This window comes from Streptomyces sp. NPDC019443 (genome assembly GCF_044389785.1).
GTDB lineage: Bacteria > Actinomycetota > Actinomycetes > Streptomycetales > Streptomycetaceae > Streptomyces.
In genome coordinates this window covers 732,991-755,554 of the sequence record NZ_JBIRYJ010000001.1, presented here as the reverse complement: position 1 = coordinate 755,554, position 22,564 = coordinate 732,991, and the positions used below count along the sequence as shown (strand labels likewise).

Sequence of the window (22,564 nt, the reverse complement as noted above, 5' to 3'; positions counted from 1 at the left end):
CCGGGCTCACCCCACGGACGAACCCTGGAAGGCGCGGCGGTAGGCGTGCGGGCTGGTGCCGACCTGGCGTTTGAAGCGGTCACGGAAGGCGGTCGGTGAGCCGAAGCCGACCTGGGTCGCGATACGGTCCACGGAGTGCGCCGTCGTCTCCAGCAGATACTGGGCCTGGCGGATACGGGCGCGGTGCAGCCACTGCAGGGGCGTGGTCGCCGTCTGTTCACGGAACCGGCGGTTGAGGGTGCGGGTGCTCATGCCCGCGCGCGCGGCGATCTCGCCGAGGGTGAGTTCGCGCCGGGCGTTCTCCTCCATCCAGTGCAGCAGGGGTTCCAGGGTCGCGCCCTCCGGGCTCGGCGGCTGTTCATGGACGATGAACTGCGCCTGACCACCCTCGCGTTCCAGCGGCATCACCGAGAGCCGCGCCGCGTCCGCGGCCACCGCCGAGCCATGGTCCCTGCGGATCATGTGCAGACAGAGATCGAGTCCGGCGGCGGCGCCCGCCGAGGTCAGGAACTGGCCGTTGTCCACATAGAGCACATCCGGGTCCACCTCGACCTCGGGGTGCAGGGCCGCGAGTGCGCCCGCGCCGAGCCAGTGAGTGGTGGCCCGCAGCCCGTCCAGCAGGCCGGTGGCGGCGAAGACGAAGGCTCCGGCGCAGATCGAGGCGATACGAGTGCCGCGGGCTGCCGCGGCCCGCAGGGCGTCGAGCGCCTCGGGCGGTACCGGCACGGTCGGGTCCGCGCAGCCGGGCAGGATGATCGTGTCGGCCTCGGCCAAGGCGTCCAGGCCCCACGGCGCGCGCAGCGTGAACGCGCCCGCGTCGATCTCGTCCGAAGGGGCGCAGACGCGGATCCGGTAGGCGGGCCTGCCGTCCGGCAGCCGGGTGCGGGCGAACACTTCGAGCGGGGTGGACAGGTCGAAGGCGATGACGCCGTCCAGGGCGAGTACGGCCACGGTGTGCATGGCCATAACGTAACCGCTGACCGATTTCCGGCCAAGGGTTCTCCGACTGCGCAGCTCTGCTGTCTGCCCTGGTCGATCGGAGTGGCGAGAATCCGTTGGAATGTGGCATTCATGCCACTGTCCCGCTCCATGCGGCGCTCATTAGCGTCGAACCGGCGCCCCAGTCGGGGCTGCCCCTCCCCAGGCAAGGACTGGTGCCGGATGCTCGTCCAGGTTGTTCTGTTCGACGGCTTCGACCCGTTGGACGTCGTCGCACCGTACGAAGTGCTCGGCGCCGGCGGCATGACCGCCGGCCGCGGCACGGCCCGGAGTGCCCCCGGCACGGCCCGGAGTGCCCCCGGCACGGCCCGGAGTGCCCCCGGCACGGTCCGCAGTGCCCGCGGCACCGTCCCCGTCCTCGAAAGTCGGCCGGCGTGACCAAGTTCCTGCTCATCGTTCACGTATTGGCCGCGATCATCGCGATCGGTCCGGTCACGGTCGCGGCCAGCGCGTTCCCCGCCGCCGTCCGCCGGGCCCAGGCCGAGCCCGACAGCGAGGGGGCGCTCGGTGTCGTACGCAATCTGCACCGCATCTGCCGGGTGTACGCCGTCGTCGGTGTCGTCGTGCCCGTCTTCGGTCTGGCGACCGCCAACAGCCTGCATGTCCTCGGCGACACCTGGCTGATCGTCTCGATCGTGCTCACCGCGCTGGCCGCCGGCATCCTCGGACTGCTGGTGCTGCCTGGTCAGAGTGCGGTCCTGGAGGATCTCGGGGCCGTCGCGCCCGCCAGGCTCGCCATGTCCACGGGGGCGTTCAATCTGCTGTGGGCTACGGTCACGATCCTGATGATCGTGCGGCCCGGATCCACCACCGGGGCGTGACCAGCCCTGATCGCCTCCGCATACGTCCGCCTGGGGCGGTGGGCCCGACCGCGCTCACTCCAGGAAGACACCGTCGACGTACACCCAGGCGCCGCCGTGCCGTTCGAAGCTGCTGCGCTCGTGCAGTTCGCCACGCTTGCCGTGGTGCCGGTAGCGGACGCGGAAGGTGACCGTTCCGGAAGAGTGGAAGGGGCTGCCGTCCGTGGTCTCAAGGATCTCCAACCCCTTCCAGTGCATGCCGGGGTCGAGTTCGAGCTGCGGCGGCCGAGTCGCCGGGTGCCAGGTGCGCAGCAGATACGCGGCGTCCTGGGCGACGAAGGCGCTGTAGCGGGAGCGCATCAGCAGCTCGGCGGTGGGGGCTGCGTGCTCGCCCGAGTGGAAGCGGCCGCAGCACTCACCGTAGGCGGCGGGCAGCCCGCAGGGGCAGGGCGAGGTGTCGGTGAGGGCGGGCGCGTGGCCGCGCCCCGGGCGGGAGCTGCGTCGGGACATGGGTCCATTTTCCAGCCATTGAACGAATAGGCCCACGCGTGGCTTCCGGGTCGTGGGGGATCTCCGTATGCTCCTGCGCCGGACGCGACAGTTACCGACGGTAAGGGGTGGGGATGGACCGGGTCGGCAGCACACGACGCACCTTCATGGCGGGGGCCGCCGCGGCCGGCAGCACGGCAGCACTGGCCACGGCGGGCACAGCGGCCACAGCCGCAACCGCAACCGCAACCGCCGATTCAGCGGCGGACGGCGGCTCCCGCGCCGCGCCGTCTGTCGCCGTACTCGGCGGCGGGGTCGCCGGACTCACCGCCGCGCACGAACTGGCAGAACGCGGCTTCAAGGTCACGGTCTACGAGCGCAGGGCGCTCGGCGGGAAGGCCCGCAGCATGGACGTCCCGGGCAGCGCGAGGGGCGGCCGCCGACCGCTGCCCGCCGAGCACGGCTTCCGCTTCATCCCCGGCATCTACCACAACCTGCCGGACACGATGCGGCGCATCCCGTTCCCAGGAAATGCCAACGGCGTCTGGGACAACCTGGTGGCGCCGTCCGAGATGTCCTTCTCCCGCACCGGGCGCGAGGACTTACGGATCCCACTGCCCTGGCCGGGGCACAAGCCGGCCGAGCTCACCCTCGACGAGATCCGCCGCGCGCTGACCGCCGCGCTCGACACGGCCCTGGGCATTCCGGCCCTTGAGACGGCGTACTTCGTCAACCGGGGTCTGGTCTTCCTCACCAGCTGCGACGAGCGGCGCGACGGGACATGGGAGCGCACGCCCTGGTGGGAGTTCATCAGGGCCGAGCGGATGAGTTACGACTACCAGCGCATCCTCGCCGTCGGCCTCACCCGGAACATCGTCGCGACCAAGGCCGAGGAGGCCAGCACCCGTACGGTCGCCACCCTCCTCGAAGCCTTCGTCTTCAACGCACTCGGCCGGGGCGCCGACGGACCGCTCGACCGGATTCTCAACGCCCCCACCAACGAGGCATGGATCGACCCCTGGGTCGACCATCTGGAGAGACTGGGCGTCCAGTTCCGTATCGGCTGGACGGTACGGGAAGTGAAGTACGGCACCGGCCGGGTCACCGCGGCGTTGATCGAGGACCCGCAGGGCGTACGCCGGTCGGTGACCGCCGACCACTACGTCTGCGCGATGCCGGTGGAGCATGCCCGGCGGACCTGGAGCACCGAGCTGCGCGCGGCGGACCCGCAGCTGGGGCGGTGCGACAACCTTCAGACGGACTGGATGACGGGCATTCAGTTCTATCTCACCGAGCGCGCGCCGCTGCTGCACGGGCACCTCAACTGCATCGACTCACCCTGGTCCCTGACTGCCATCCAGCAGGCCGGGCACTGGCCCGCCCGCAACTTCCCTGCCGACTACGGCGACGGCGTCGCGGTGGACTGCCTGTCCGTCGACATCTCCGAGTGGGACAAGACCGGCATCCTGTACGGGAAGACCGCCAAGCAGTGCACCCGCACAGAGGTCGCGCGGGAGGTGTGGGCCCAGCTCAAGGCGGCGGTCAACGACACGGGCCGCACGGTCCTCAAGGACAGCACGCTGCACTCCTGGTTCCTCGACCCGGGCGTGGACGGCCTCGGCACCCCGAATCCGACCAATGACGACGAGCTCCTCATTCACCCGGTCGGCACCTTCCACAACCGCCCCGAGGCCGCCACCCGGATCCCCAACTTCTTTCTGGCCGGGGACTATGTGGCCGTCGACATCGACCTGGCGACGATGGAGGGCGCCAATGCCTCGGCCCGCGCGGCCGTCAACGCCCTGCTGGACCGGACGGGTTCACCGGCGGCCCGGTGCACGGTGAAGCCGCTCTTCCGCGCCCCCGAGGTCGAGCTGATGAAGCGTCACGACCGCACGCGCTACCGGCTGGGGCTGCGCAACGCCTTGGACCTGGGCTGATCCGCTCCCCGACCGTGATCGTCATGGACACGGAGCGGATGGTGGATCATGTGATCGAGGTGGCGCCGACCGTGGTCGACAAGAGGCATCCGGATCGCCGGGAAGGCCCATGCCCTTCCGGCAGCGGGACCGCCGCCTGCCACGCCGGACGAGCCGGCGGACCACCGCTGTCCGCTCACGGACCTGCTCGACGACCTCGCGGCTGTACGGATCCGGCGGAGGCCCTCGTCATCGTGGCCGGACTCGCCCGGCGCCGCGCCGAGTTGGATCTGCACCAACTGATCACCCTGCCGCGATCACATGGAATCCGGACGGCCGGTGTGCCCGGGACCCACCCCCGGGCACACCGGCACCCACCCCCTCAGTGGTGGCCGTGGCTGCGCGGGTATGCGTACCCGACCCGGATCTCGTCGATCTGCAGCTGCTTGTAGAACCGCGGCACGGTCTCCTTCGCCCAGGTGCTGTCGATCTCCAGCTTTATGTAGCGCGCACGGACGCCGAGGTCGAGGAAGCGGGTCCCGCGGGCGCTCTCCAGGACGCCTGCCTTCACCTGACGCCAGGTCGCGCCGTCGTTGCTCACCGAGACCGTGTAGTCCTTGATGCGGGCGGAGTCCTCGGCCCTGCCGAAGGTCTCCCGGTTGTAGGTGGGCGACCATTCGCGCTGATTGACGGCGAGGTACCGGGTCTTGCGCACCGTGCGGAGGTCGAGGGTGAGGGAGGCGGGCAGGGCGCCTGCGTTGTCGTAGTACGTCGCGAAGTCGCCGTCGGTGAGGGCCGGGACGCTTGCCCTGACCGAGCCTGTCGGGTAGATGCCCTGGCGGTCCCGGTCGGTGTCGACGCTGAAGACCGTGTCGTACGCGTCCCAGGCGCTGATTCCCTTGATGGTGAGGCTGCCGCCCTGCTGGTCGAAGGCCATGCGCTTGCCGGTGCGCAGGTCCGTGACGCGCTTGACGCGATAGCCGTTGTCACGGATCTTGACCTCGTCACCGCTCGTCGGCCGGGTGGTGACATGCACGTACTGCCGGGTGCGGTCGGTCTTGCTGATCGTGAGGTAGCCGTACGCGCCGCCGTTCCACGCGCCCGGCTGCATCCCGCCGTACATATAGCCGCCGCCCTCGACGCCGGAGAGGGATTTCCAGATCGGCGGGAGGTAACCCTGCATGAAGTCGGTGAACTTCTGCTGCTGGGGCGGGAGTTTGCCGTTCACCATGGCGGTGAGGTTCATCAGGGACTTGATGGAGGTGCCGGCGTTGGCGACATAGCGGCCGACATTGAGTGAGGTGGTGACCGGCCGGTCCTGGCCGTCGTACCACCAGGAGCCGGTGTCGGGGACCTTGTAGCAGGACTCGGTCAGCCGCGGCATCGGGGTCCAGATCGCCGACGGCTGGTCGTAGGGCGGCGTCATCCCGGTCTTCTGCTCATGGGACACCATGTCCATGATCGGGGTGTCCTCATTGTTGTTGCTGAGCGTCATGTCCGGGCGCTGCTCCCGTATCTGCTCGTAGAGCTTGTGCTCCTCCCAGTACGCGTTGTCGTTGTCGATCCAGAACCCGGACAGCTTCGGGTAGTTGGCCATGACCTCGAAGAAGTTGTCGTAGCTGAACTCTCCGAAGCCCGGGCGCTGAGTGAGGTCGACGTCCTTGCCCTTGTGGGCGGAGTAGGCCTGGGAGTCGAGCGTCTCGAAGCCCTGCTCCCTGTGCCACTGCGGGTCGTCGGTCATATAGAGGATGACCTTGAGGCCTTTGGCATTGGCGGCCTTGATGAGCTCACCGAGGATGTCGCGCTCGGTGGAGCAGCTGCCGGGGATCTTGGACGGCCAGGGGCGGGCGTAGCCGAGGCGTGAGTGGAAGGTCGCGAGGACGATGTAGCTCGCCTTGAGCTTCTTGGCCTCGTCGACCCAGTAGTCGGCGCTCCAGCCGCCGTCGGTGACAGCCTTCTCCCACTCTCGGCAGTCCTTGTGGATGGGGCGGGTGAACATGCCCCAGTGCAGAAAGAGTCCGGCGGTGGCCTTGCGCAGCATCACTTCGCGCGGCGGGTTGGGGGCGGAGGTCGCGGCAGCATCGACGGCGGCCGGCTCGGGCCGGGACTGGGGCTGCGCGGCGGACGGGGCCGACAGCAGCAGCCCGCACAGGAGCGAAAGGACCGCTGCAAAGACCGCCCAGACGGTGCGGCGTCTCATGGGTACGTCACCTCGGTTCCGTTGACGAAGACCTTGCGGATGGTCAAGTCCCGTGCGGGACCGAAGATGTTGGGGCTCGCCATATTGGTGAATTCGCAGCGCTCGATATGGACGCCGACAAAGGGATCGGACTCCAGGCCCTCGAGGTTGATGGCGCGGCGGGCCCCGTCGTGGACCATGTCCTCGACCTTGATGTTGCGGATGACCGCCGGCCTGCTGCCTTCCTGGTTGCTGTAGCGCGTGGTGAGGTAGACGCAGTCCCGGTCGATGGAGCGGCCGGTGAATCTCCGTACGTACACGCCGTCGATATAGCCGCCGCGCTTCTTGTTGGTCTTGATGAAGACCGGGTGGCGGGGGTTGAACCGGCCGGGGAAGTCGAGCGGGTTGATCCGGCAGTCCTCGGCGAAGACATTGCGTACGCCGCCCGACATCTCGCTGCCGACCGCGATGCCGCCCCACCGGCCCGAGAAGACACAGTCGCGTACGACGATGTTCTCGCTGGGCACGCCGACCCGCAGTCCGTCCTCGTCACGGCCGGACTTGACGGCGATGGAGTCGTCCTCGGTATGGAAGCGGCAGCCGGTGATCAGGACGTCCGAGCAGCACTCGGGGTCGACGCCGTCGCTGTTGTTGATGCGGCCGATGACGTCGACGTCCTTGAGCGTCACATTGCGGCACAGGACCGGGTGGATGGTCCACATGGGCGGTTCGAGGACGGTGATGTCGCGCAGCAGGATGTTGCGGCACTTGTAGAACTGGATCATGTTGGGCCGCAGATGGTGCCCGGCGCCGAAGACGCGTTCCTTGACGGGGACGCCCGCGGTGCCCATCCGGCGCAGCTCCGCCTGGTCGACCAGGGCGTGGCCGCCGGGGTCGCGCCAGCTCTTCCAGGGGCCGGCCATGCCCTGGCCGTCCAGGGTGCCCTGGCCGGTGATGGCGAGGTTCTTCTGCCCGTAGGCGTAGACGAAGGACGAGTAGTTGTAGCACTCGGTGCCTTCCCAGCGGGTGAGGACGACCGGCAGATAGTCCGCCGGGTCCATGGAGAACAGGACCGTGGCCCCCTCCTCGACATGCAGGTCCACATTGCTGCGCAGCTGGATCGCGCCGGTGAGGAAGCGGCCGGGCGGCACGATCACATGGCCGCCGCCCGCACGGTTGCAGGCCTTGATCGCGGCGCGGAATGCCTCGGTGTTCTTGGTGACGCCGTCGCCGACCGCGCCGTAGGCGGTGATGTCGAAGCGCCGCTTGGGGAAGGCCGGCGGGCAGATCCGGGCGAGGATCTGCGGGACCTTGTCCCACGGGTCGCGGGCGAGACGGGAGACGGTGGCCTCGGCCGCCGCGACCGTGTCGGCCGAGATCGCCGACGGGAGGAGCGCGGCCGCGGCGACAGTGCCCGCGTAGCTGAGGAAGGTGCGTCTGGCGGTGGGAAGCGGCTGCACGGATGTCACCTCTCAGGTCTTCGGGCGGGGTACGGCGATCAGGTCGTAGCGGTCCCAGCCCTGCGAAATGCGGGTGTAGTACTTGTCCGCCTCGGCTGCGTCGCGGATCCGGTCCCATTCGCCGGTCGCCGCCTTGTCCGGGTAGCCGCGCATCTCGTCCGCGATCTTCTTGGACTCGTCGAGTCCGCTCCAGATCAGCCGTTTCATGGGCTCGGTCTGCTGCTCGGGTCCCTGGACGTAGACGCGGTAGCCGAAGTGGGCGGAGGCGATGGCGAGATGGAGGCGAGCAGTGAGCAGGGTCCGCTCGAAGACGATGGCGAGCAGGGTCACCCAGCGCCGAACCGTCGCCCGCGCCGGAGTAGTCATGATCATGACATCTCACTCCGTTCACGGCGACCTTGTGGAAGGTCAGGTCGTCGGTGAAGGCGATGGAATCGGGACCGCGGACCCCGGTGAAGGTGCAGTGGGAGAGATGGACTCCGCGGAGCCGGTCCGTCTCGAGGCCCACCAGATTGAGGACCGCGCGTGCGCCGTCGATCTCCAACTCGGAGAGATGGATGTTCCGTACGGAGACGGGCAGCGTGCCTCCCTCGCCGTTGTTGTAGTTCATGTTGACGAAGGCGACTTCCCGCTCCACCGCGCGCCCGGTGAACTGACGCACGTAGACGCCGTCGATGAAGCTGCCGCGCTTCTTGCTCGCCTTGACGTAGAGCGGGTACTTCACCGGGTAATGGCCGGGGAAATCAAGGGGGTTGACCCGGCACCGCTCGGCGAAGACGTTCCGAACGCCGCCGGACATCTCGCTGCCGACCGTGATGCCGCCCCACCGGCCGGAGAAGGCGCAGTCCTGGACGACGATGTTCTCACTCGGCACACCGACCCGATGGCCGTCCTCGTCCCGCCCGGACTTCACCGCGACGCAGTCGTCATTGGTGTTGAAACGGCAGCCGGTGATGTGGACGTAACTGGACGCCTCCGGGTCGCAGCCGTCGGTGTTGTAGAGGATGCTCTCGACGGTGATGTCACGCACCGTCACATTGGTGGAGAGGACCGGATGCACGGTCCACATCGGTGGGTCGACGATCGTCAGATCGCTGACGAGCACATTGCGGCAGCGGTTGAACTGCATCATTTTCGGCCGCAGATAGTGGCCCGAGCCGAAGACCCGGTCCTTGACCGGTACGCCGGTGGAGCCCATCTGGCGCAGCAGCTTCTGATCCGGGCCCTGCAGGCCACTGGTGCGGTACCAGCTCTCCCACGGTCCGAGTCGGGCCTGGCCGTCGAGAGTGCCGCGGCCGGTGACGCCGACGTCGTGCTGTCCGTAGGCGTAGATGAAGGGCGAGTAGTTGTAGCACTCGGTGCCCTCCCAGCGGGTCAGCACGGCGGGCAGGAAGTCGGCCGGGTCGGGGCTGAAGGCGAGGGTGGCGCCCTCGCCGACATGCAGGTCGACATTGCTGCGCAGATGGATCGCGCCGGTGAGGAAGGTGCCCGGGGGGACCACGACATGGCCGCCGCCCGCCCGGTGACAGGCGGCGATGGCGGCGCGTATGGCGGCGGTGTTCTTCGTCGTCCCGTCCCCCACCGCGCCGAAGTCGGTGATGTCGAAACACCGTCGGCGGAACCTCGGCGGGCGGATACGGGCGAGGATGCGCGGGACCTGTCTCCAGCCGTCGGGGGCGGCTTGCGCCGCCTCGGCGGAACCGTCGGCGGCGGTGGGCAGCAGCGTGCCCGCTGCCAGCACTCCGCCGGCCTTGAGGACCGAGCGGCGCGAGTGGTGCGAATCGTGCGAGTCGTGCGCGTGTTGCGAGTGGCGCGAGTGGCGCGAGTGGTCTGCATTGTGCGGATGCATGGCACATCACCTCTCCATAGGGGGTGGGGAAAGGGGCGCGGGCGAGGTCAGCGGGCGGTCCGGTCCTCCTTCACACGGGTCACCAACTGCGTCGGGTTCACAAAACGCAGCGCGATCACCAGCAGCACCAGCATCGACAGCGTGTACATCACGGCCATCGCGTCGATCGACTGCTGGGTGCGGATACCGGCGGAGAACACCGCGTAGTACAGCGCCACGATGAGGGTCTGGCTGTCGGGGCCCGCGGTGAGGAAGGTCAGCTCGAACATGCCGACCGTCCTGACCAGGACGAGGACGGAGGCTGCGAGGATTCCCGGTACCAGCAGCGGGGCCAGGATGCGCAGCAGGACCGCGCTGGTCCCGGCCCCGCACATCCGGGCCGCCGCCTCGATCCGCGGGTCGATCTGTTCGATGAACGGCGTCATCGTGAGCACCACGAAGGGCACCGACGGCACCAGATTGGCGAGCACCACGCCGGTCAGCGTGCCGGCCAGCTGGAACTTGTAGAGGACCGTCGCGAGCGGAATGCCGTACGTGATCGGCGGGACCAGGATCGGCAGCAGGAACAGCAGCAGCACCAGCCGCTTGCCGGGAAAGTCGCGCCGGGCGAGTGCGTAGGCGGCGGGTACGCCGACGACCACCGAGACGGCGACGACGAGTACGGAGACGAGGGCCGTGGTCCAGAAGACCTGGCCGAGGGAGAACTCCCGCCAGGCCGATCCGTACCACTTCGTCGTCCATCCGTCCGGCAGCCAGCTGGTGAACCAGCGGGTGCCGAAGGAGTCGACCAGCGGTACGCCGATGACCCCGGCGACGTTGATGAAGAAGAAGCCGAAGACGAGGGCCGTCACCCAGGTGACGGGCCGTCCGAAGCGGTGCTTCGTGCGCTCGGGGTCTTCAGGTGCGGTGCGTCGGTCGCGCGTGTCCATGACGTCGGCCATCAGCCCTTGCCTCCCGTGGAGCCGCGGTAGAGCATCGAGCGCCAGGCCAGCACCAGGATCACGACCGCCATCATCACCGCGGCCATCACCATCGCGATCGCGGAGCCGAGCGAGTAGTCGAACTTCTGGAAGGCCGCCTGGTAGGCCTCGATCGAGATCACATGCGTACTCCCCCGCGGGTCGCCGACGAGCTGCGCCGACGGGAAGACCGCGAAGGCCAGGACGAACGAGAGGCAGAAGGTGATCGCAAGCCCCGGAGCGAGCAGCGGCAGCATCACATGGCGAAAACGCTGCCGCCGGTTCGCCCCCAGCGTCGCCGCCGCGTGCTCGAGGCTTGGGTCGATGCCGGTGAGATAGGAGAGTGTGAGCAGATACGAGAAGGGGAAGCCGGTGATCACCAGCGAGGCGGACACGCCCCAGTAGTTGTGCACGAGGTTCAGCGGCTGGTCGATGAGGCCGATGCCCAGCAGAGCTTTGTTGAGCCATCCGTTGGGGCCGAGATAACCGAGCAGGCCCTGTGCGGTGAGGACCGTGCCGAGGGTGATCGGCATGACGAGCAGGGTGGTGATCAGCCGCCGGCCGCGGAAGGGGCCGCGGGTGCGGAAGGCGACGGGGACCGCGGCGAGGCAGTTCACCAGGGCGACGGGCACGGCGAGTTCGAGGGTGATCCAGATCGTCTCGCGCAGATACGGGTCGGAGAAGAACTCCCGGTAGTTGGCGAGCGCGCCACCGCCCTCCTGGGGCTGGAAGGAGAGCTGGAGCCCGTAGAGAAAGGGGTAGCAGAAGAGCAGTACGAGAAAGAGCGTGCCGGGCGTGAGGAGGAGCAGCGTCCGGTCAACTCCACGGTCGGCAAGGCGGTGCCGCAGCGCGGGCCGGGTGCCTCGGCCGACGGGCGGCGCGGGTGCGCGGGTGGTGGTCATGGGGTCCCCCCTGCGGGGCTGCCCGCCGCGACGGCGCTGGACCGCAGGGCCGGCTGAGCCGGCGTCACGATGCCTCTTCGGAGCCGAACGCGCCGACGGGCAGCGGCGGGTGTCGACCGGGCTGCGCCCGATGCGGCTGGGCCCGGCCCGCACGGACCGGCGCTCGGTACTCGTCGGTGGGTCGACGCCAATCGCGACTGGGCGTTGAAGCGTCCGGTGCCGCGACGGATACCTCGCCCCCACCTGCGGGCCCGGTCCCGCAGAACCCGCGCGGTCACGACGTCACCGCCTTCTGGCGCGGCACGTCCATCACCGGTTCCGCCGGCCCTGCGCCCTCCCGGGCGAAGACCAGCACCTTCTCCGGCGCTGCCGCGAGGTCCACCCGGTCGCCCGGGGCCAGCCTGCCCGCCGTACGGAAGTGGACCCGCTGGCCGTCCGACAGCCTTGCCTGGACCGCGAGTTCACGACCGTGATACTCGACGACCTCGATGTCCGCCGGGATGCGCCCGGCGGCGTTCTCGCCCGCGACGTCCAGGTCCTCCGGACGTATCGCCGCGATGCCGGGGCCGCCCGCCGCGAGCGAGTCGCGGTCCAGGCCCGTCAGCCGCGCGTCCGCGAGCCGGAGCGAGAGCTCGCCGCCGGCCGTCGCCGTGACCGTGACGTCGAGCATGTTGCGGTAGCCCATGAAGCCCGCGACATAGCGGTTCGCGGGCCTGCCGTACACCTCTTCGGGCGTGCCGACCTGCTGCATGAGCCCGTCGCGGAGCACGACCAGGCGGTCGGCGAGCGACAGCGCCTCCTCCTGGTCGTGGGTGACGTACACCGTGGTCAGCCCGAGACTCTGGTGCAGCCGCCGGATCTCGGTGCGCATCTCCAGGCGGAGCGCGGCGTCCAGATTGGACAGCGGCTCGTCCATCAGGACCAGCCGCGGCTCCAGGACGATCGCGCGGGCGATGGCGACGCGCTGCTGCTGCCCGCCGGAGAGCTGGCCGGGCCGCTTGTGGGCGTGTTCGGTCAACTGGACCATCTCCAGCGCGCGGTCCGTCCGGCGGGCGATGTCCGCCTTCGGCACCTTGGCCATCTTCAGGCCGAAGGCCACGTTCCCGCGCACGGTGAGGTGCGGGAAGAGCGCGTAGTTCTGGAAGACCATGCCGAAGCCGCGGCGCTCCGGCGCGACATGGTCGATGCGTTCGTCGTCGAGCCTGATCGCCCCGCCGGTGAGCGGCAGGAGCCCGGCCAGGCAGTTCAGGGCGGTGGACTTGCCGCAGCCGGAGGGCCCGAGGAGGGCGACGAACTCGCCGCCCCTGATCTCGAGTTCGAGTTCCCGCAGCGCCGCGTGGCGGCCGAAGCTGCGGGAGACCTTGTCCAGCCTGAGCGTCGAGAACCGGGACATCAGCGACCCGCCACCTCGCGGTTCCACATGTCGAACGCCTTGACCTGTTGCTCCGCCGGCAGCGAGGGCTTCTTCGGGAACTGGTCGATCCACTGGTCGAACTCCGGGACGCCGAACTCCCTCAGCACCTTCTGCGACTTCTCCGGCGCCATCGTCAGCGGCACGTTCTTGATCGCGGGACCGGGGTAGAAGTACCCGTCGTCGTACGCCTTGGCCTGCTGCTCGGGTGTGAGCATCCACTTGATCAGCGCGAGCGTCGCGGACATGGTGTCGGCGTCGACGCCCTTGGGGACCACCGCGTACTGCGCGTCGGTCACCCACGTCATCTTGTCGAAGTGCCCGGCCTTCATCTTCTTCGGCACGGTGCCGAGCGCCCGCGGGTTGATGTACCAGCCGGTCGTCGACATCACCATGTCGTGCTGGCCGGACGCCAGGTTCTTCATGGTCTCGGTGGTGCCGGAGCCGTAGACGCCGACGTACTTGTCGAGCTCTTTGAGGTACGCCCAGGTCTTGTCCCAGCCCTTGACCGGGTCGCCGGGGTCCTTGTCGCCGAGGAGATACGGCAGACCCATCAGGAAGGTGCGCCCCGGGCCGGAGTTGGCCGGGTCGGCGTACTGGAACTTCTTGGGGTGCTCCCTGGCCCAGGCGAGCAGCTCCTGGGGGGACTTCGGCGGGTTCTTGACCTTGTCCGGGTTGAACTCGATGAGCGGGCCTGAGGGGTAGTAGACGATCGCGGTGCCCTGCCCCTGCGCGAGCTTGTGCATCTCGGCGGCGGGCTGAAGATAGTCCGGCGTGCCGATGAGCGACTGGTGCTCCGCCATGGAGCTCCACAGCTTCTGCGAGAGTCCGGCGGCCAGACCGTCCGTCCCGGTGAGTACGAGGTCGATCTGGACGCGGCCGGCCTGCTGCTGCGCCTTGATCTTGCCGGCCAGGTCGGGCGCCGGGGCCTTGGAGTAGGTGACCTTGCCGATGATGTCCGGGTGCTGCTCGACGAATTCGTCGATCATGCCCTGGGTCAGCTGGAGGTTCCCGGCGACATCCAGGATGTCGAGCGTCACCGGCTTGCCCGGCTTCGCCGGGATCTTCTGCGGGGTCTTGTCCTTGGACTCCGTACTCCCGGAGTCGGGGGCGCCGCAGCCGGCGGCTGCCACCGCGAGCAGCAGTCCCGCGAGCGCGATCCTTGCTGAACGGTGGCGCAGTTGACGGGACATGGCGACTCGCACCCCTCTTGGTGAGATAGCGCTTACTCGGCCCTGTGCCCGAACAAGGTCCACCTCGCCAGGAGCCGTGTCAAGACAGTGCGCCGGTGGAACCGCGAACGCGCAGTTCAACGGGGACAGTTGCGGGCTCGATGTCCTCGTCGCCGCCCATGATGCGGCCGAGCGCCTCACCCGCGATCTGCCCCAGCCGGTCGCGCGGTACCGCTACCGTGGTCAGCGGGGGCGTGGAGAAGCGGGCCATGTCGATCTCGTCGAAGCCGGTCAGCGACATGTCGTCGGGCACCTTCACGCCCAGCTCGGAGAAGCGGGCGAGGACGCCGAGCGCGACGAAGTCGTTGTACGCGATCACGGCCGTGGCGCCGCTCTCCAGGGCCCCGGGGGCCGCCGCGTAGCCCTCGTCGGTGGTGGACCCGCAGGGCACCGCGTGCACTTCGAGGCCGAAGGCCTCCGCGCCCGAAAGAGCGCGCAGCCGTTCACCGTTGGCCCAGGCGTGCTCCGGGCCCTCGAGATAGACGACCTTGCGATGGCCGAGCTGGGCGAGATGGCCGCACAGGGCCATGATCCCGCGGAAGAAGTCCACCGTGATCGAGTGCAGCGCCAGGCCCGCGACCTGGCGGTTGGTGACCAGCATGGGGGTGCCGCGGCCCGCGAGCGCGGCGAGGTCGGCGCGCGGCATCCGGGGCGAGCAGAGCAGCAGGCCGTCCGCGTAACGGATCAGGTCCTCGGTCAGCTCCCGTTCCACGTCCGGGTCTTCGTTGGAGTCCATCACCAGGACTCGGCTGCCGGCCTCGCGGGCCACGATGGACACCGACTTGATGATGTCGTGGAAGTAGGGGTTCGCGAGATCGGGGACGAGCACGCCGATGGTGCCGGAGCGGCCGCGCGCCAGGCCCTGCGCGGCGGCGCTCGGCCGGTAGCCGAGGTCGCCGATGGCCGTCCTGACCCGCTCGGCGAGGACGGGGGCGACGGTATCCACGCCGTTCAGGACGCGGGAGACGGTGGCGACGGAGGCCCCGGCTTCCCGTGCGACATCGGCGATCGTGACCCTTTTCGCACGCTTCGAGGCAACCATCAGGACGCTCTCCTTTGGCACGCACGGTGAGAAACCGGTTTCTCGCCCCAGGAAAGTAGCAGAGTACGAGGCCGGCCGGACCATGACCGGACCATGACGCCGAGCGTCCGACGCCTCTGTACGACGACTTCGTCCGACGACTCCGACTCCGTACGACGACTCCATGTGGCTGAAGTCCTTACGTACCTGTGACGGCACGGCGCGCGACGACGATCAGCGGGGTTTGCGGCCGTAGCGTCGCCAGTATGCGTGTACTCGTCACAGGAGGCGCGGGCTTCATCGGCTCGCAGGTCGTCGCGGCCCTTGCCGCGCGCGGCCATGACCCGGTCGTACTCGACGCCCTGCTCCCGGCGGCCCATCCGGAACCGCCTCCGCTGCCCGACGCCGAGTGGATCCTGGCGGACGTACGGGACCGGGTGGTGACGGCGCGGGCGCTGCGTGGCGTGGACGCGGTCTGCCACCAGGCGGCGATGGTCGGGCTCGGCAAGGACTTTGCGGACGCACCCGAGTACGTCGGCTGCAATGATCTCGGTACGGCCGTGCTGCTCGCGGCGATGGCCGAGGCGGGGGTCGCGAACCTCGTGCTGGCCGGCTCGATGGTCGTCTACGGCGAGGGCCGCTACGACTGCCCGCGCCACGGCAGGGTGCGGCCGGGCCCGCGCGCCGCCACGGATCTCGCGGCCGGGCGCTTCGAGCCGCTGTGCCCCGAGTGCGGGGCGGAGCTTGCCCCCGGGCTGGTGGGCGAGGACGCGCCGACGGACCCGCGCAATGTGTACGCGACGACGAAGCTGGCGCAGGAGCATCTGGCCGCTGCCTGGGCCAGGGCGAGCGGCGGACGGGCCGTCGCCCTGCGCTACCACAATGTGTACGGGCCGGGGATGCCGCGGGACACCTCGTACGCGGGCGTGGCCTCGTTCTTCCGGTCGGCGCTCGAACGGGGCGAGGCGCCGCGGGTCTTCGAAGACGGGCGGCAGCGGCGGGACTTCGTGCATGTACGGGACGTCGCGGACGCGAATGCCATCGCGCTGGAGGCGGTGCGCGACCGGGAGCCGGGCGTGCTCACCGCGTACAACACGGGCAGCGGCACGCCGCACACGGTCGGCGAGATGGCGGCCGCACTGGCTTCGGCGCACGGCGGTCCCGCGCCGGTGGTCACCGGGGAGTTCCGGATGGGCGATGTACGGCACATCACCGCCGACTCGCGGCGACTGCGGGCCGAGCTCGGCTGGAAGGCACAGGTCGGCTTCGTGGAGGGGATGGCGGAGTTCGCCGCGAGCGGGCTGCGGGGTGCGGCGTCATGACCGCGGACGTGGACGTCGTACTTCCGTGTCTGGACGAGGCCGAGGCCCTGCCGTGGGTGCTGGAGCGGATCCCGCCCGGGTGGCGCGCGATCGTCGTGGACAACGGTTCGACGGACGGCTCGGACCGGATCGCCCGCGGGCTGGGCGCGACGGTGGTGCACGAGTGGCGGCGAGGCTTCGGCGCCGCGTGCCATGCGGGACTGCTGGCTGCCGAGGCGGAGTATGTGTGCTTCTGCGACTGTGACGCCTCGCTGGACCCGGGGCTGCTGACCGGTTTCGTACGCCAAGTCGCTGAGGGGAGCAGCGACTTGGTGCTGGGCCGCCGACGTCCGCAGGGCCGGGGCGCGTGGCCGCCGCACGCCCGGGCCGGGAATCTGGCCCTGTCCCGGATACTGCGCCGGCGCACCGGCCTGCGGCTGCGCGACCTTGGCCCGATGCGGGCGGCACGCCGCGACGACCTGCTGGCCCTGGATCTGACCGACCGCCGCAGCGGCTACCCGCTGCAGATGGTGGTCCGCGCGGCGGACGCGGGCTGGCGGGTGACGGAGGTGGACGTCCCGTACCTGCCGAGGTCGGGAACGTCGAAGGTGACGGGCACGTGGCGGGGCACCTGGCAGGCGGTCCGGGACATGCGGTCGGTGCTGTCGGAGCGGCCCGTGGGGAGCGGTGTTCGATGAGCACGACAGGCGCGACGGGCGCCACGGGTGCGCGGCAGCGGGCAATCGCCGGGGCGGCGCAGAGCCGCGGCACGCTGCTCGTCATTGCCAAGGCGCCCGTGCCCGGGCGGGTCAAGACGCGGCTCTGTCCCGCGTACTCCCCGGAAGAGGCCGCTCGGCTCGCCGAGGCCGCGCTCCGCGACACCTTGGACGTCGTGCTGGCCACTCCCGTACGCCGCCGGGTCCTCGCGCTCGACGGTGTACCCGGCGATTGGCTGCCGCACGGCTTCGAGGTCGTGCCGCAGTGTGCGGGTGGGCTCGACGCGCGGCTGGCGCATGCCTTCGGGCTGTGCGAGGGGCCCGCGCTGCTGGTCGGGATGGACACACCGCAGGTCACGGCCGAACTTCTCGGCGCCGGGCTGGAGTTGGGCGACGGCGAGGCCTCCTTCGGGCCCGCCGCCGACGGTGGGTTCTGGGCGCTCGGGATGGCCGACCCGGATCCCGCGCTGCTGCGGGGCGTGCCTATGTCCGTGCCGGAGACCGGCGCCGTGCAGCGGCACCGGCTCGCCCGGGCCGGGCTGACGGTGCGTGAACTGCCGGTGCTGCGGGACGTCGACACCGCGGCCGACGCGCGTCATGTCGCGGCCGAGGCGCCGGGCACCCGGTTCGCCGCGGCCCTTGCCGCGCTCACCGGGACAGGGGCGCGATGACCGCGCCCGCCTGGCAGGCCGATCCGTACACCGACGCACTGCGCACCGGCCGCGGCCCGCTCTTCCTGCGCCGACCCGACGGCTGGCTGCTGCCGCTGGAGGTCGAACGCTGGTGCGCGGCGCCGGACTCCGCGGATCTGACGGTGCTGGAGCGCTGCCGCGGCACGGTGCTCGACATCGGCTGTGGCCCCGGCCGCCTGGTCGCGGCACTCGCCGCGCTGGGGCGGCCGACGCTCGGCATCGATGTGAGCCCGGAGGCGGTGGCCCGCACGGTGCGGACGGGCGGCAGCGCACTGCACCGTTCCGTCTTCGACCCGCTTCCCCGCGAGGGGAGTTGGGGCACCGCCCTGCTCATCGACGGCAACATCGGCATCGGCGGGGACCCGGGCGCGCTGCTCGGCCGCGTGGCACACCTGGTCGCCGACGACGGCGTGCTGCTGGCCGAGACCTCCCCGCTCGATGTGGACGAGCGCGTACAGGTACGCGTCTTCGACGGCGGCAGCGCCCAGGGCTCGGCCTTCCCCTGGGCCCGCGTCGGCACCCCCGCGCTGCTCGACTACGCGCGCTCCGCGGGCTGGGAGGCGGAGGAGGCGGACCACTGGATGGTGGCGGGGCGCACGTTCGTGGCGCTGCGCCGCGCGTAGCCCGCGGCAGCCAGGTTCTGTCCGGCCGGTCATGCGCGGAGCCATATGGCGATGGTGTCCGGCCGGCGCTCCCGCGCCAAGGGCGCCGGTAGAGTCCCCTGGCATGCGTCCGGTCAGCCGCTGCAGTCAGCGTCTCGAGCTCCGCGAACTCGCTCTTGACGACGTGGACGCCGTCTTCGCCGTCTACGGAAGCCCGGAGGCGACAGAGCATCTCTCATTCGAGCCGCGCACGCCGACCGACGTGGAGCAGATCGTCGCCCGGTCCAGGGCGTCGGCCGCCACCACGCCGCGCACTGAATACGCCCTCGCGGTCGCCAGGCGGGACAGCAACGACCTGATCGGGTTCGGCCGTATCGCCATGGATCCCCAGCAGCAACGAGCGGCCACCTTCGGCTTTGCCCTACGTCCCGATGTGTGGGGCGTCGGATACGGAATCGAGACCGTACGCCTGCTACTCGGCCTCGGGTTCGAGGACCTGAACCTGCACCGCATTTGGGGTGCCCGCTCGCCGCTCAACGCAGCGTCGGCAAGGACCATGACCGCCGCGGGCATGACCGAGGAGGGCGTCATTCGGGAGCACATCCGGAAGGCCGGGAAGTGGCGCGACTCCGTAGTGCCCGCGGTGCTCGATCACGAATGGTTGCGGATACCGGAGCCCAGCCAGAGCGTGTCTCTTTGATGGGTTGGTCAGTTGATCGGGCATGTCCGTCCGGTTGACCAGATCGGTCACCGCCTGCGACGCAGCCGCCACGGCGGTCGCCCGCCCCGCATCAGGTAGGCCATGCCGGTGGTCCAGTCGATCGTGCCCACGCGCCCGGGGAAGAGATCTCGTCACCGGCAAGAGCTTCGCCGGGCGCGCGGGTACGCTGGTGACACGGTCCCCACAATCTCCTGCGCGACACAGGTGATCACGACGGGACGGGAGCCACACCATGGCCGAGCCGGCACCACCGACCACCTCCCGGCGGAGGATGAGTCCGCAATCGATCGTCGTCTGGGTGATCGTCGCCCTGGTGGGCGCGGCCGGCTGGGGCGTGCTCGCCCTCGCCCGCGGCGAGCAGGTCTCCGCCGTCTGGATGCTCGCGGCCGCTCTCGGCTCGTACGCCATCGCGTACCGCTTCTACTCCCGCTTCATCGCCCACCGCGTACTGAAGGTCGACAGAACGCGGGCCACCCCCGCCGAGCGGCTGAACAACGGCATCGACTTCCACCCGACCGACCGCCGGGTGCTCTTCGGCCACCACTTCGCGGCGATCGCCGGGGCCGGTCCGCTGGTCGGTCCGATCCTCGCCGCGCAGATGGGGTACCTGCCGGGCACGATCTGGATCATCGTCGGTGTCATCCTCGCCGGCGCCGTCCAGGACATGATCACGCTGTTCTTCTCCACACGCCGTGACGGCCGTTCGCTCGGTCAGATGGCGCGGGACGAGATCGGCCCCTTCGGTGGCGCCGCGGCGCTGATCGCGGTCTTCGTCATCATGATCATCCTGCTGGCCGTGCTGGCGCTGGTGATCGTCAATGCGCTGGCCCACTCGCCGTGGGGCGTCTTCTCCATCGGCATGACGATCCCGATCGCGTTCTTCATGGGCTTCTACCTGCGGGTGCTGCGGCCGGGCAAGGTCCCGGAGGTGTCGCTCATCGGTGTCGCGCTGCTGCTGCTCGCCATCATCGCGGGCGGCTGGGTCGCCGAGTCCTCACTGGCCGACTTCTTCACCCTGGAGCCGAGCACCCTGGTCATCTGGATGGTGGTGTACGGGTTCTTCGCCTCCGTACTCCCGGTCTGGATGCTGCTGGCGCCGCGCGACTACCTCTCCACCTTCATGAAGGTCGGCACCATCGTGCTGCTCGCAGTGGGCGTGGTGATCGCGGCGCCGACCCTGAAGATGCCGGCGGTCACCGAGTTCGCGGGCAACGGCCAGGGGCCGGTCTTCGCGGGATCCCTCTTCCCGTTCGTCTTCATCACCATCGCCTGTGGCGCGCTGTCCGGCTTCCACTCCCTGATCGCCTCGGGCACCACCCCGAAGATGATCCAGAAGGAGACCCAGATCCGGATGATCGGCTACGGGGCGATGCTGACCGAGTCCTTCGTCGCGGTCATGGCGATGATCTGCGCCTGCATCCTCGACCCCGGCCTGTACTTCGCGATCAACTCCCCCGGCGCCGTCCTCGGCACCACGGTGGAGTCCGCCTCGCAGGCGGTCGCCAACCTGGGCTTCACCATCACCCCGGATCAGCTGACACAGGCCGCCAGGGACGTCGAGGAGGCAACTCTGCTCTCGCGCACGGGCGGTGCGCCGACCTTCGCCCTGGGTATGTCGGACATCTTCTCGGCGGTCGTGGGCGGCGCCGGTCTGAAGGCGTTCTGGTACCACTTCGCCATCATGTTCGAGGCGCTCTTCATCCTCACCACGGTCGACGCGGGAACCCGGGTCGGGCGCTTCATGCTCCAGGACATGCTGGGCAACATCTACAAGCCGATGAAGCAGGTCAGCTGGAAGCCGGGTGTCTGGTTCGCGAGCGCTGTCGTGGTCGGCTGCTGGGGCTACTTCCTCTGGGTCGGTGTGCACGACCCGCTCGGCGGCATCAACCAGCTCTTCCCGCTCTTCGGCATCGCCAACCAGCTGCTGGCCGCCGTCGCGCTCGCCGTCTGCACCACGCTGCTGATCAAGTCCGGGCGTCTCAAGTGGGCCTGGGTGACGGCCGTTCCGCTCGCCTGGGACGCCGCAGTCACCCTCACCGCGAGCTGGCAGAAGATCTTCTCGGGCGATCCCAAGGTGGGCTTCTTCACCCAGCGCGACAGGTACCAGGCGGGCATCGACGCCGACCAGGTACTGCCGCCGGCGAAGACGATGGAAGAGATGCACACCATCGTGACCAACTCGACCGTCGACGGCATTCTCTCGGCCCTCTTCGCCGTCCTCATCGTGGTGGTTCTCGCGGATGCGGCCAGGGTCTGCGTGAAGTCGGTCCGCGCCCCGGAGAGCATCCGTCTCGCCGAGGTCCCGTACGTCGAGTCGAAGCTGGTCGCACCGGCCGGGCTGATTCCCACCAAGGAGGAGAAGGCCGAGCTGGCGGCGGCCGGACCCGGTGGCGCGAACCGCGCGGCTGCGGGAAGCGGGAAGGCGTGAGTACCGTGACGGGTATGACAGCGGTGAGTGGCGTGCGACGCGCGGTGGACTGGATCCGCTGGTACGTGGGCGAGGTTTCGGGCGAGTCGGGGTACGACCGCTACGTCGCGCACGCCAGGTCCCACGCCCCGGGCGCGAAGGTGATGTCGCGCCGAGAGTTCGAGCGCAGCCGCATGGACGCCAGGGAAGCCGATCCGCGCGAGGGGTTCCGTTGTTGCTGAGCGATACGGCGGCGGGCCACCGCGCCGACGCCCGCCGCGAGGCCGGATCCGGGCCCGGCAGCGGAGGCGCTGGCCTGCCGACGACGAACCCTCGTGACGCAGCGGCCGTCGGTCAGCTTTGGACCAAGGCGCCCTGCCGCGGCGTCGTGTAGCAGCGCGGCCGACCGATGTCGGCCGGCTGCTGCTCCTGCTCGACGTGGCCCCGCCAAAGCAGGACTCCGTGCCGTCGCTCCCAGCGGGCGGTCTGCACGCCCCGCAGCAGCGCGTCCACCCCATGCACGAAGCAGAACACGACGGTGAGCGGCTCGAAGTACGCGAGCGCCGTGGCCCCGACGATCCAGAAGCCGAATATCTTGCCGTAGAACTCCCTGAGTGTCCGGCGGACCTGGTCCGGCGAGCCCAGCGCCCTGCCGGGATCTGCGATCGGCACGGCCGCTTCAAACATGGGCAGGTCACCACGTTGCAGCAGCCTGGTCGTGTTGAGCCAGCGCCACAGGACCGCCCACACGGGGATCGCGGCGAGAGCCCACCAGCCGCGCGGCTCCACGGGACCGTTCACGGCGACGCCCACTCCCCCGGCGATCACCCCGGCGACTGTGACCGCCCCGGCGTACGACAGCTCCTTGTGCGCGAACCTGATCATTGCCGTGTCCCCAGCGCTCG

21 protein-coding genes and 1 pseudogene are annotated in these 22,564 nt (G+C 69.8%); 10 read left to right on the top strand and 12 right to left on the bottom strand.

Translation table 11 applies throughout. The features are described 5' to 3' along the window. Window positions 1-6: 6 nt before the first annotated feature. Window positions 7-960, bottom strand: coding sequence for a GlxA family transcriptional regulator (locus ACH492_RS03450; protein WP_398982263.1), 954 nt, complete (start codon window positions 958-960; stop codon window positions 7-9). 201 nt (window positions 961-1,161) lie between these two features. Between ACH492_RS03450 and ACH492_RS03445 the strand changes: the two genes are divergently transcribed. Further along, the gene (locus tag ACH492_RS03445; protein WP_398982261.1) at window positions 1,162-1,377 is read left to right on the top strand and encodes a hypothetical protein; all 216 of its coding nucleotides are present in this window, start codon (window positions 1,162-1,164) and stop codon (window positions 1,375-1,377) included. After that, window positions 1,374-1,820, top strand: a complete 447-nt coding sequence (locus ACH492_RS03440; protein WP_398982259.1) for a hypothetical protein — start codon at window positions 1,374-1,376, stop codon at window positions 1,818-1,820. The genes ACH492_RS03445 and ACH492_RS03440 overlap by 4 nt, the downstream gene beginning before the upstream one ends. A 54-nt stretch (window positions 1,821-1,874) precedes the next feature. Here the strand turns inward: ACH492_RS03440 and ACH492_RS03435 are convergent, their stop codons facing one another. Further along, the gene (locus tag ACH492_RS03435; protein WP_398982257.1) at window positions 1,875-2,309 is read right to left on the bottom strand and encodes a YchJ family protein; all 435 of its coding nucleotides are present in this window, start codon (window positions 2,307-2,309) and stop codon (window positions 1,875-1,877) included. A gap of 113 nt (window positions 2,310-2,422) precedes the next feature. Here ACH492_RS03435 and ACH492_RS03430 point away from each other — a divergent pair, with 113 nt between their 5' ends. Then, window positions 2,423-4,228, top strand: a complete 1,806-nt coding sequence (locus tag ACH492_RS03430) for an FAD-dependent oxidoreductase (RefSeq protein ID WP_398982255.1) — start codon at window positions 2,423-2,425, stop codon at window positions 4,226-4,228. 361 nt (window positions 4,229-4,589) lie between these two features. Here the strand turns inward: ACH492_RS03430 and ACH492_RS03425 are convergent, their stop codons facing one another. The 9 genes and pseudogenes from ACH492_RS03425 to ACH492_RS03385 form a co-directional block, all read right to left on the bottom strand. Next, entirely contained in the window at window positions 4,590-6,407 is a 1,818-nt protein-coding gene (locus ACH492_RS03425) for an alpha-L-fucosidase (protein ID WP_398982253.1), read from the bottom strand. Further along, window positions 6,404-7,846, bottom strand: a complete 1,443-nt coding sequence (locus tag ACH492_RS03420) for a glycosyl hydrolase family 28 protein (RefSeq protein ID WP_398982251.1) — start codon at window positions 7,844-7,846, stop codon at window positions 6,404-6,406. Before ACH492_RS03420 ends, ACH492_RS03425 begins: the two co-directional genes overlap by 4 nt. Window positions 7,847-7,858: 12 nt before the next feature. After that, window positions 7,859-8,218 carry a hypothetical protein gene (locus ACH492_RS03415; protein WP_398982249.1) on the bottom strand — a complete coding sequence of 120 codons (360 nt, stop codon included), beginning with the start codon at window positions 8,216-8,218 and terminating at the stop codon, window positions 7,859-7,861. 238 nt (window positions 8,219-8,456) lie between these two features. Further along, window positions 8,457-9,695: pseudogene (locus tag ACH492_RS03410) on the bottom strand (glycoside hydrolase family 28 protein); the annotation flags it as partial. Window positions 9,696-9,742: 47 nt separating this feature from the next. After that, on the bottom strand, window positions 9,743-10,636 hold the full coding sequence (locus ACH492_RS03405; protein WP_398982247.1) for an ABC transporter permease: 894 nt from the start codon (window positions 10,634-10,636) through the stop codon (window positions 9,743-9,745). After that, the gene (locus ACH492_RS03400; RefSeq protein WP_398982246.1) at window positions 10,636-11,556 is read right to left on the bottom strand and encodes an ABC transporter permease; all 921 of its coding nucleotides are present in this window, start codon (window positions 11,554-11,556) and stop codon (window positions 10,636-10,638) included. The genes ACH492_RS03405 and ACH492_RS03400 overlap by 1 nt, the downstream gene beginning before the upstream one ends. A gap of 274 nt (window positions 11,557-11,830) precedes the next feature. After that, window positions 11,831-12,949: an ABC transporter ATP-binding protein gene (locus ACH492_RS03395; RefSeq protein ID WP_398982244.1), complete on the bottom strand. Its 1,119-nt coding sequence runs from the start codon at window positions 12,947-12,949 to the stop codon at window positions 11,831-11,833. Then, window positions 12,949-14,160, bottom strand: a complete 1,212-nt coding sequence (locus tag ACH492_RS03390; RefSeq protein WP_398982242.1) for an ABC transporter substrate-binding protein — start codon at window positions 14,158-14,160, stop codon at window positions 12,949-12,951. The genes ACH492_RS03395 and ACH492_RS03390 overlap by 1 nt, the downstream gene beginning before the upstream one ends. Before the next feature lie 79 nt (window positions 14,161-14,239). Then, window positions 14,240-15,241: a LacI family DNA-binding transcriptional regulator gene (locus tag ACH492_RS03385; RefSeq protein ID WP_398982240.1), complete on the bottom strand. Its 1,002-nt coding sequence runs from the start codon at window positions 15,239-15,241 to the stop codon at window positions 14,240-14,242. 245 nt (window positions 15,242-15,486) lie between these two features. Between ACH492_RS03385 and ACH492_RS03380 the strand changes: the two genes are divergently transcribed. The 7 genes from ACH492_RS03380 (at window position 15,487) to ACH492_RS03350 (ending at window position 21,901) form a co-directional block, all read left to right on the top strand. Beyond that, window positions 15,487-16,542, top strand: a complete 1,056-nt coding sequence (locus ACH492_RS03380; protein WP_398982238.1) for an NAD-dependent epimerase/dehydratase family protein — start codon at window positions 15,487-15,489, stop codon at window positions 16,540-16,542. Then, window positions 16,539-17,219: a glycosyltransferase family 2 protein gene (locus ACH492_RS03375; protein WP_398982236.1), complete on the top strand. Its 681-nt coding sequence runs from the start codon at window positions 16,539-16,541 to the stop codon at window positions 17,217-17,219. Before ACH492_RS03380 ends, ACH492_RS03375 begins: the two co-directional genes overlap by 4 nt. Continuing rightward, on the top strand, window positions 17,216-17,908 hold the full coding sequence (locus tag ACH492_RS03370) for a DUF2064 domain-containing protein (protein ID WP_398982234.1): 693 nt from the start codon (window positions 17,216-17,218) through the stop codon (window positions 17,906-17,908). Before ACH492_RS03375 ends, ACH492_RS03370 begins: the two co-directional genes overlap by 4 nt. Beyond that, window positions 17,905-18,552, top strand: coding sequence for a methyltransferase domain-containing protein (locus ACH492_RS03365; RefSeq protein ID WP_398982232.1), 648 nt, complete (start codon window positions 17,905-17,907; stop codon window positions 18,550-18,552). Before ACH492_RS03370 ends, ACH492_RS03365 begins: the two co-directional genes overlap by 4 nt. A 103-nt stretch (window positions 18,553-18,655) precedes the next feature. After that, window positions 18,656-19,231, top strand: a complete 576-nt coding sequence (locus tag ACH492_RS03360; RefSeq protein ID WP_398982230.1) for a GNAT family N-acetyltransferase — start codon at window positions 18,656-18,658, stop codon at window positions 19,229-19,231. A 253-nt stretch (window positions 19,232-19,484) separates the two neighbouring features. Then, window positions 19,485-21,680 (top strand): carbon starvation CstA family protein, encoded by a 2,196-nt coding sequence (locus ACH492_RS03355; RefSeq protein WP_398982228.1) that lies wholly within the window; start codon window positions 19,485-19,487, stop codon window positions 21,678-21,680. A gap of 14 nt (window positions 21,681-21,694) precedes the next feature. Continuing rightward, entirely contained in the window at window positions 21,695-21,901 is a 207-nt protein-coding gene (locus tag ACH492_RS03350; protein ID WP_398982226.1) for a YbdD/YjiX family protein, read from the top strand. Between the two features lie 112 nt (window positions 21,902-22,013). Here the strand turns inward: ACH492_RS03350 and ACH492_RS03345 are convergent, their stop codons facing one another. Continuing rightward, window positions 22,014-22,544, bottom strand: a complete 531-nt coding sequence (locus ACH492_RS03345; protein ID WP_398982224.1) for a hypothetical protein — start codon at window positions 22,542-22,544, stop codon at window positions 22,014-22,016. Window positions 22,545-22,564 lie beyond the last annotated feature (20 nt).